9 protein-coding genes and 1 pseudogene are annotated in these 7,854 nt (G+C 64.6%); 5 read left to right on the top strand and 5 right to left on the bottom strand.

The window, feature by feature from the left end:
• The 4 genes and pseudogenes from GKO32_RS38020 to GKO32_RS16215 form a co-directional block, all read left to right on the top strand.
• Positions 1–249 (top strand): annotated as a pseudogene (locus GKO32_RS38020) (IS982 family transposase); the annotation flags it as partial.
• Positions 250–306: 57 nt separating this feature from the next.
• The gene (locus GKO32_RS16225; RefSeq protein ID WP_154757695.1) at positions 307–471 is read left to right on the top strand and encodes a hypothetical protein; all 165 of its coding nucleotides are present in this window, start codon (positions 307–309) and stop codon (positions 469–471) included.
• Positions 472–670: 199 nt separating this feature from the next.
• Entirely contained in the window at positions 671–838 is a 168-nt protein-coding gene (locus GKO32_RS16220; protein ID WP_154757694.1) for a hypothetical protein, read from the top strand.
• Positions 839–909: 71 nt separating this feature from the next.
• Entirely contained in the window at positions 910–1,902 is a 993-nt protein-coding gene (locus GKO32_RS16215) for an IS481 family transposase (RefSeq protein ID WP_312867995.1), read from the top strand.
• A 75-nt stretch (positions 1,903–1,977) separates the two neighbouring features.
• Here GKO32_RS16215 and GKO32_RS16210 read toward each other — a convergent pair whose 3' ends face one another.
• Positions 1,978–2,508: an Lrp/AsnC family transcriptional regulator gene (locus GKO32_RS16210; protein WP_312867993.1), complete on the bottom strand. Its 531-nt coding sequence runs from the start codon at positions 2,506–2,508 to the stop codon at positions 1,978–1,980.
• Between the two features lie 128 nt (positions 2,509–2,636).
• Here GKO32_RS16210 and GKO32_RS16205 point away from each other — a divergent pair, with 128 nt between their 5' ends.
• Complete coding sequence (locus GKO32_RS16205) at positions 2,637–3,185, top strand: hypothetical protein (RefSeq protein WP_154757693.1); 549 nt, start codon at positions 2,637–2,639, stop codon at positions 3,183–3,185.
• Here GKO32_RS16205 and GKO32_RS38420 read toward each other — a convergent pair.
• The 4 genes from GKO32_RS38420 to GKO32_RS16185 form a co-directional block, all read right to left on the bottom strand.
• On the bottom strand, positions 3,182–3,349 hold the full coding sequence (locus tag GKO32_RS38420) for a hypothetical protein (protein ID WP_208024425.1): 168 nt from the start codon (positions 3,347–3,349) through the stop codon (positions 3,182–3,184). The two genes, GKO32_RS16205 and GKO32_RS38420, sit on opposite strands and share 4 nt — an antisense overlap.
• Before the next feature lie 420 nt (positions 3,350–3,769).
• Positions 3,770–5,122: a cytochrome P450 gene (locus GKO32_RS16195; RefSeq protein WP_166459591.1), complete on the bottom strand. Its 1,353-nt coding sequence runs from the start codon at positions 5,120–5,122 to the stop codon at positions 3,770–3,772.
• A complete protein-coding gene (locus GKO32_RS38015) occupies positions 5,119–6,204 on the bottom strand; it encodes a terpene synthase family protein (protein ID WP_166459590.1) in 1,086 nt (361 codons plus the stop codon). The genes GKO32_RS16195 and GKO32_RS38015 overlap by 4 nt, the downstream gene beginning before the upstream one ends.
• A gap of 781 nt (positions 6,205–6,985) precedes the next feature.
• Positions 6,986–7,837: a PaaX family transcriptional regulator gene (locus tag GKO32_RS16185; protein ID WP_166459589.1), complete on the bottom strand. Its 852-nt coding sequence runs from the start codon at positions 7,835–7,837 to the stop codon at positions 6,986–6,988.
• Positions 7,838–7,854: the final 17 nt, after the last annotated feature.

Raw genomic sequence — 7,854 nt, 5'->3', positions numbered from 1 at the left:
CGGCTGCTGCGCCCGGACCGCAAGGACGAGACCTACCGCAACGGCAACCTCGGCGGCGTGCGCCAGCGCATCGAATCGGTCAATCAGACCCTCAAGGGCCAGCTTGACCTGGAAGCCCACGGCAGCCGCACCCCTCCTGGCGTGTTCACCCGCGTCGCCCAACGCCTCCTCGCCATGGCCGCAAGCATCTGGCACAACTGGAACACCGGCCTGACCAGCAAACGATCACTCACCGCCTACGACCACTAACACCAACTTCACGGAATCAACCGTCTAGTGCTGAGCCCGACGACGAACGCGAACGGCATGACCACATTGATGCCGTACACGACGGCGACGGCGAAGACCGCCGCGCCGACGATCAGGCCTGCGACCGGCTCGGGTCCGTTTCTGCACAACGACCTCGGCCGCCGGCCACCGGAGGTCCACGGCGGCAACGCCGTCGTCGTTCGCGGCGGTGACGAGTCATGATCCGGAGAGTGGCCCGGCGAGCCGTGCCTCAGCCAGGTGCGCCGTGGATGGCGTGGCGCAGTTCGGACAGGGATGTCCGCATCAGGCCGGGGAAGTCTGCGGTGGTGTCGTCGTAGGCGACGGTGAAACGGCGACCGCGGCCTAGGCGGCGAAGGTGGCGATCCGGGCCGGCACGTCACGGCCGCGCAGGGTGTCCGCGATGGTGGCGGATCAGCTCGCGCCGGGCGTGGGCGAAGTCGCCGTACCGGGCGAGGTCGAGACCGGCGCGCGTCAGGGCGGCTGCGGCGGTGTCGATGGGGTCGAGGTGGTCGCCCGCCTAGGTGTTCTGTCCGGGGAGGTTGTGTACGGCGGGACACGTTGCGGATGATCTTGGAATGAGGGAGGACCTCCGGGTTTGGTGTGGATCACCACAATCTGCACCACGGCACGGAGGTCCTCGTGTCACACCGTAACGCCCCGTTGAGTCCGACTGGCAGACTTCGTTTGGCCCGTTGTGTCGTGGACGAGGAATGGCCGCTGTGCCGCGCCGCCGAGCGTTTCCAGGTCTCGGTGACGACGGCGAAGCGGTGGGCCGATCGCTACCGTGAGCTGGGTGTAGCTGGCATGGCCGACCGGTCCTCGCGCCCGCACCACAGTCCTCGGCGCATGCCCACCCGCACCGAACGCCGGATCATCAAGGTCCGCGTGCTGCGGCGGTGGGGGCCAGCCCGGATCGGGTTCTTCCTGCGCCTGGCGCCCTCCACGGTGCATCGCGTGCTGGCTCGCTACGGTTTGGCGCGGCTTGCGCATCTCGACCGGGCTACCGGCCAGCCGGTGCGCCGCTACGAACGCGCCACACCCGGCGAGCTGGTGCACGTGGACATCAAGAAGCTGGGCAACATCCCCGACGGAGGCGGGCATCGGGTCACCAGCCGCCGAGCGGGGCAGCGTCATCGCACCCGCACGCCGGGCAAGACCCTGGATGCAGGTGGCAACAGCCATGTCGGCTACAGCTACGTGCACAACGCGGTGGACGATCATTCCCGGCTGGCCTACAGCGAAATCCTGCCCGATGAACGCAAGGAGACCGCGGTCGCGTTCTGGCAGCGCGCTCAACTTTTCTTTGCTGCCAACGAGATCACTGTCCAGCGAGTGTTGACCGACAACGACTCGTGCTACAAGTCCCGTCTCTGGCGAGACACCCTCACCACGGCAAGCATCACACACAAACGCACCCGCCCCTACCGGCCACAAACCAACGGGAAAGTGGAACGGTTCAACCGGACCCTCCTCGACGAGTGGGCCTACGCCCGGCCCTACCACTCCGACAACGAGCGTCGCGAGGCCTTACCGCGATGGCTCCGCACCTACAATCACCACCGCGGCCACACCGCACTCGACGGGCACCCACCCACCAGCCGTGTTCCCAACCTCCCGGGACAGAACACCTAGCCCACCTGGGCGCAGCCTCTGAGCAGGGAGGCGTGAACACAGCAAGCCCGGCCTGGAAATCCGGCGAACCGGACACTAGTCCAGGTCGGCATTCTCGACCACGGCCTGCGGGCTGGCTGTACCAGTGCCGGCGCTTTCGCGTTGCAGTCCTTCGAGGAGCGGGTGAACACGCCGGAAGATTCGCTGGCGCAGCACCGTTTCGCTGCGCGTTCGTTGTACGCCCGGCACTGTCAGAATGCGCTGGACGACCTCTTCCAGGTTCTCCGGTCCCCGGGCGACGACGACACACAGCATGTCGCTGTCGCCGGCCGTGGAGTCGGCTTCGATGACTTCCGGAATCCTCCGCAGGCGCGCGGTCACCTCCTCGAGGACGCCCTGCGACAGGCTGAGCCGCACGTAGGCCTTGGTGGCGTAGCCCAGGGCCACCGTGTCGATGGTGGGACCCCATCCACTCAAGACGCCCAGGCGCCGCAACTTCTCGAGGCGCGCCTGAACCGTGCCGCGCGCCACCGGCAGTCGGCGGGAGTACTCGCGGACGCCCGCGCGTGGCTGCTCGACGGCCAGCAGCAGGATTTTCAGGTCCAGCGGATCGACGTCGTTCCGCACGGTCACTCCCTCCTCGGCTCGACTGAGCCAGCGGACTTTCCCGGCCCCAGATTGTCTGCGGCATTTTATGCTATTGGCTCAACTCTTACACAGTTTATTGCCAACTTGGCGTTATCGGATCTGTAATTTTGACCATCAATGCCTTCTATGGCGAAGGATGGTGGGCCAACGTGTCAGTGGGTTCGACGCAGTCGACCGTGTCCGGCGGCATGTCGCTGGGTGACCGCTATGTCCTTACCGCGGGAAGGATGCAGCTGACTGGCATCCAGGCGCTTGCCCGGTTACCGATCGATCAACACCGCAGGGACATCACGGCCGGGCACCGGACCGCGACGTTCATCTCGGGGTACGAGGGCTCACCCCTGGCCGGCTATGACCTCGAGCTGGGTCGTCTTCGCGAGCTTCTCGAAGTGAATGACGTGATCTTCAAGCCAGGGCTCAACGAGGAGGCGGCGGCAACCGCCGTCCAGGGCAGTCAGCTGGCGAACACACTGGAGGGTGCCAACCGCGACGGTGTTATAGGCATGTGGTATGGCAAGGCACCTGGACTCGAGCGCGCGTCGGACGCGAGCCACTCGCGGGCCGCTGCCCCCGACTCGAACGTTTTCCGCGGTCGGCGGCCTGGCAGTTCGAATCGAGCAACGCTGTCGTGGTCGCGAACATCGCGCCGGCCTTAATGCCCTGAACGATGGGAAAAGAACAGCACCGCGTCCTGCTGATGCTCCCAATTGCGGTCGCCGACGCCCACACATTTCAGCCGAGCGCGCTGAGGCTGGCCTGCGATCTCGTATCCGATTCCCTGATTCGCGCCCGTAACCAGCGCAATGGTCTGTTTGCTCATGACTCCGATCATGTCGACGGCTCGGCCAAGGACCAACACCCTCCGGGTAAGACACCGAGACACGGAGAGTATCGTTGACGACCTGATCGTGCACGCCGCCGATCACGACGAACGTTCTTGCTGGATAAAGAGAAGCCGTCATTCCGCTCTGTTGGGGGTTGAGTTGCAGTGTGGTCACCGGGGCAATAGCTATCACCACGGGACCGGCGCCACCACGGCCGTATGTGGTGCGGTAAGCGGCGTCGACCTTGGCGGCGACTGGGGTCGCCCAGTCGCCGATGGCCTCGATGGTGACATCGAATTCCATACCCGGAAGGCCGATATCGGCCCGGCATAAAAGCACGGTTGTCCCCGGGCACAGACCAGGGGCAACGCAACTTCGACCCCTTCGGGAAGCTGAACGAAAAGGGTGTTGCATGATCAGCGTGCTTCGAGAGCCATGGGCAGCGAAGTGAAGTGTGTGCTGGCCTGATGTACCCGCTTCGGCTTCGCGCCCGGAGCTACCGTCAGTCGCCATTTCGCGAGCACGGTGGTTGCCACCACCGTCAGTTCGGCCCACGCGAATGCGTTGCCGACGCAGATCCGGCCACCGGTCCCGAATGGAATGTAGGAACCCCTTGGCAGATCCCGCGCGGGCCGACGTATCCATCGATCAGGATCAAATTGGAGCGGGTCCGGATAGACGTCCGGATTTCGGTGCAGGGCGGGAATGCTGAAGATGAATTCGGAGCCCGCCGGCAGCCGAGTTTCCCCGATAACGACCTCCTCAGTAGCGCGGCGCATGAACATGTCCACGGGCATGTCCAGCCGCAACACCTCGCTCAGTGCGTTTAGCGTGTGCTTGAACTTCGTCAGGTCCTCGTATTGGACCTGCCTGCCACCGAGCACGCCGTCGATCTCTGCACTCACCCGGTCAGCGATCTCCGGGTGTTCGGCCAATCGGTAAAAGAAGGAGGCAAGCACGCTGCTGTTCGTCTCCGTGGCGGCAAGGACCAGCGAGACCACTTCATCGAGGACCTCCGCATCGGACATTCCTTCACCGGTCTCGTCGTCGCGGGCGGCGAGCAGCGCTGAAAGGATGTCCTCGTGGTCCGCCCCGTCGGCACGGTAGGTCCTGATGATTTCCCCGATGGCCGCGCGCAACCGTCGTTCCGCGTCGTTGAGCCGCTGGATGCCCGGGATGGGCAGCTTGAAGACCACGTCGGGCAGCAGCGTGCGAACGAGAAGCCCGCGCAGCACCACCGGGAGGCACTCTTTGACTGTTTCCTTGGCGGAGGTGCCGAGCTCGGTTTTGAACAGCGTCGCCACCCCGATACGGAGCGACAGGTCATCAGTCGCAGCCTGGATATCGACGACAGTGCCCTCCTGCCAGGACGCCACCAGCTCCCCGATCTCGCGTCTCATTACCTCGGTGTAAGTTGTGATGTTCTTCTGGCTGAACGCAGGCTGGATCAGGCGCCGCTGGCGCCGGTGAAACGCGCCGTTGGACGTGATCAGCCCATTCCCGAAGAATCCGCGCATCTTGTCGAAGATCCTGCCGTTCTCGAAATGGGCGGCCTCGGTCACCAGCAGCTGATACACAACCCGTGGACTGGTGACAGCGTAGGTCTGCACCGGCCCCAGATACACCTTCACCAGTTCGCCGATCGCCGACAATGAGGTCAGGAAATTTATGGGGTCCTTGCGAAACGCCAGTGCATGACCAAGCGCCGGTATCTTGCCAGGGGCTATGGGGATGGTATCCGGGCCTCCGAGGGGCGGCGTGGTCGTCATACCATCCTCGATTCCGTGTAATCGAATGCCGGATCGAGACGGTCCCACCACCATTCGATGGAAGCGATCGGCAGCGGGCTCGGGTCCAGGTCCACGGGTTCGGCGGCAAGGCGGTCCGGCAGATCGGCCCCGGCATCCCGGTAGCGCACGGTCCTCATGCCCCAGTCGAGATGTCCGCGGACCCACGAAGACAGCCCGGCGAGGTACTTTCGCCGCAATGGGCCGGAGTTGGCGTGGACCTGAGCGTGCAAGCGCAGGTACAGCCGCATCACGCGCTCCCGCATGTGCACCGACTCCCGAACTGCATCCTCGGCCGCGTAGCCCCTCGCGTTCGCCAGCACAGTGACCAGGTTGTGGTCGGCGCCACCGCGCACGACCTCTTTGTGGTAGGTCAGCAAGTCGTTGTCCCAGCCGACGAGCGTGCATACCATTTCGTTCAAGGCCTGCACATCCGTGTTCTCCAGCTCCGGGGTCGGTAGCTCATATCCGTCAGCCAGGTCCAGCAGTAACAAGCAGGGCTTCACCGCGCCGCTATGGATCCGTTGCGCGACATAGGTGTCCAGGTCCGGGATGGTACCGTTGGCTCGCTGGATCGCCGCGGCAGCATTCGCCATGAAGTACAGCTGCATCGCCGATGCCCAGCGCGCGACCTGCACCGTCGATGCGATGCGCACCAGTTGTGCGCGCAGATCGGCGAGTGAGGCGAGGAAAGGGTTGTCGACCCGACCTGACTGGGGTGCCTCCACGATCCTTGCCAAGCCGGACAGCTGAAGGATGTGGTCGTCGACCGATCGTCGATCCCCGACCTCATCGCATTCGAGGTCGTCATATGCCCAGAGCCAGAACAGCAGATTCGCCACCGTTTGCAGGGCGGGCATCAGCGGAGCACGCGGCATCACATAACCGGGAAGGTACCCGGGCTTCATCGCAGCATAGCGCTCCCATTCCGCGTTGTCGGTGAACTGGACAAACCGACAGATCCAGTCCAGCCCGTCCTTGTTGATCTGGTCGACGGCGTAGTGCAGAGCCGTTGGCAAGGGACAGGACAGGGGAGGGATTCGCACGGCTGGTGCCGCGGCCATGATGCTCTCCTCGTCAGTGGGGTGGCATTGATTGCGGACCTGCCCGGGCACGGTGTGTCGTGGTGCCGTAAGCCTGATACATCATTGGGCAACCTTGTCCAAAGATAAGCATGAAGACTGCGTGGCCGTTTACCAAGCGCCCGTAACCTACGCGGTCTGATCAGCCAATCATTGGGGCGCCGTCGGGCAATCGAGACGGCGGAAGCAAGTGGGAGCAGGCACTATTCGGCATAATGCCGACCCGCTTCCCTCCTATTTCCCTCCTATTTGCCTCCGATTGTACGCGCGAATATGTTATGCAGGCGATATCTGTGACGATGTCGAACGCGGCTTGAATGCGAATACGGGCGTGCCCCCAACAAGCCGGTGTACGAAGCTGCAGGGGACAACGTAGACAACCGGGCGGCCATCTTGTGCACGGCCGACTGCACCTGTTCGCCGGTGACGGCGCAGCCGATCTCCAGGTCGTCAGGGTTGGCCAGCCCGTCGGGCGTGGCCAGCACCGGATCGGTCGGGGAGAAGCCGGGATGTGATTTGGCCATGTTGAACTGCGGCAACCCTTGGCGGCGCCCGGGCGATCGAATACCTACGCGCGGTCTGCAGCGAACTTCAGCTCGCGCATGTCCGTCAGCAGGTCTCCTTCTCGGTTTTCACGGGCTGACGTCCGCGGCGAGCCCGGCCGGCTCGGCGGGCCTGACGTCGTTGTGCACCACCGGACGAGCATAACCGCGGAAAACCCTCGCCGACCGCCTCGTGGACCACCGGAGACAAGGGCCGTGGGCTACCGATTGATCTCGCGCCACCTGAGCTGAGCCCGCTCGAACCACCATTGCCAGCGGTCGTGGAAGGTCACCGCAGCCTGCCTGCCGATCCAGCCCGGCAGCAGTTCCTCAGGAAGCTGCGGGTCGATGAAGGGAAACCGGCGCCAGGCGCTGATGAGTTTTACCTGCGCGAACAGGACGGGGTCACCGTCAGCCGGCTCGAGGTTCGCGAACTGCGCGAGCAGTTCCTCATAGTGGTCGGCGACCTCGTGAAGTTCCCAGCCCTGCCGGACGATTTCCCGTTCGTTCAGCCCGACCGCGCCGGCCGGTCCGATGAACGACAGCGCCTGGCCGCGCAGGCCGAGCTCGTCCACGACGCGCTCGGCTTCAGCGGCCCGGTCGGTGTGTGGGCTGACCCATACGCCCGGCATCGGGTTGCCGAACCCGGCCCAGCGGAGCGCCGAATGCAGCTTGTCCCGGTGTTTTCGCCGCTCGTGCGGGACCGAGACGAACAGGACCAGCCAGTTCCTGTCCCATGGCGTTCGGGCTGCGTGTAAGGAAAAGACCCGCTCGGTGCCGGTCTCGATGTAGTCGCGCGCCGCTGGGGTCGGCAGCCAGCAGACCTGACGGCCGCGGCGCTGGCGGGTCAGCCAACCGCGTTCGGCGAAGCGGTTGAGGGCCTGGCGTGCCGCCGGGATCTCATAGCCCAGCCCGGTGAGGATGTACAGGAAGCTGGAGGTGCGTACCGGACCGTCGTTAGGCAGGACGAATTCGCCCAAGATCGTTACCAGCACCGAGCGGGCGCTGCCGGTCGGCGTGGCAGGGGAACTTGGTGCCAGCGCGGTCCGGATATCAGCTCGACTCGCACTCATTTCGTGACATCTCCGTC

This window comes from Amycolatopsis pithecellobii (genome assembly GCF_009707865.1).
Lineage (GTDB): Bacteria > Actinomycetota > Actinomycetes > Mycobacteriales > Pseudonocardiaceae > Amycolatopsis_E > Amycolatopsis_E pithecellobii.
Note: the sequence above shows the minus strand (reverse complement) of the source record. Positions and strands in the feature narration are given on the sequence as shown.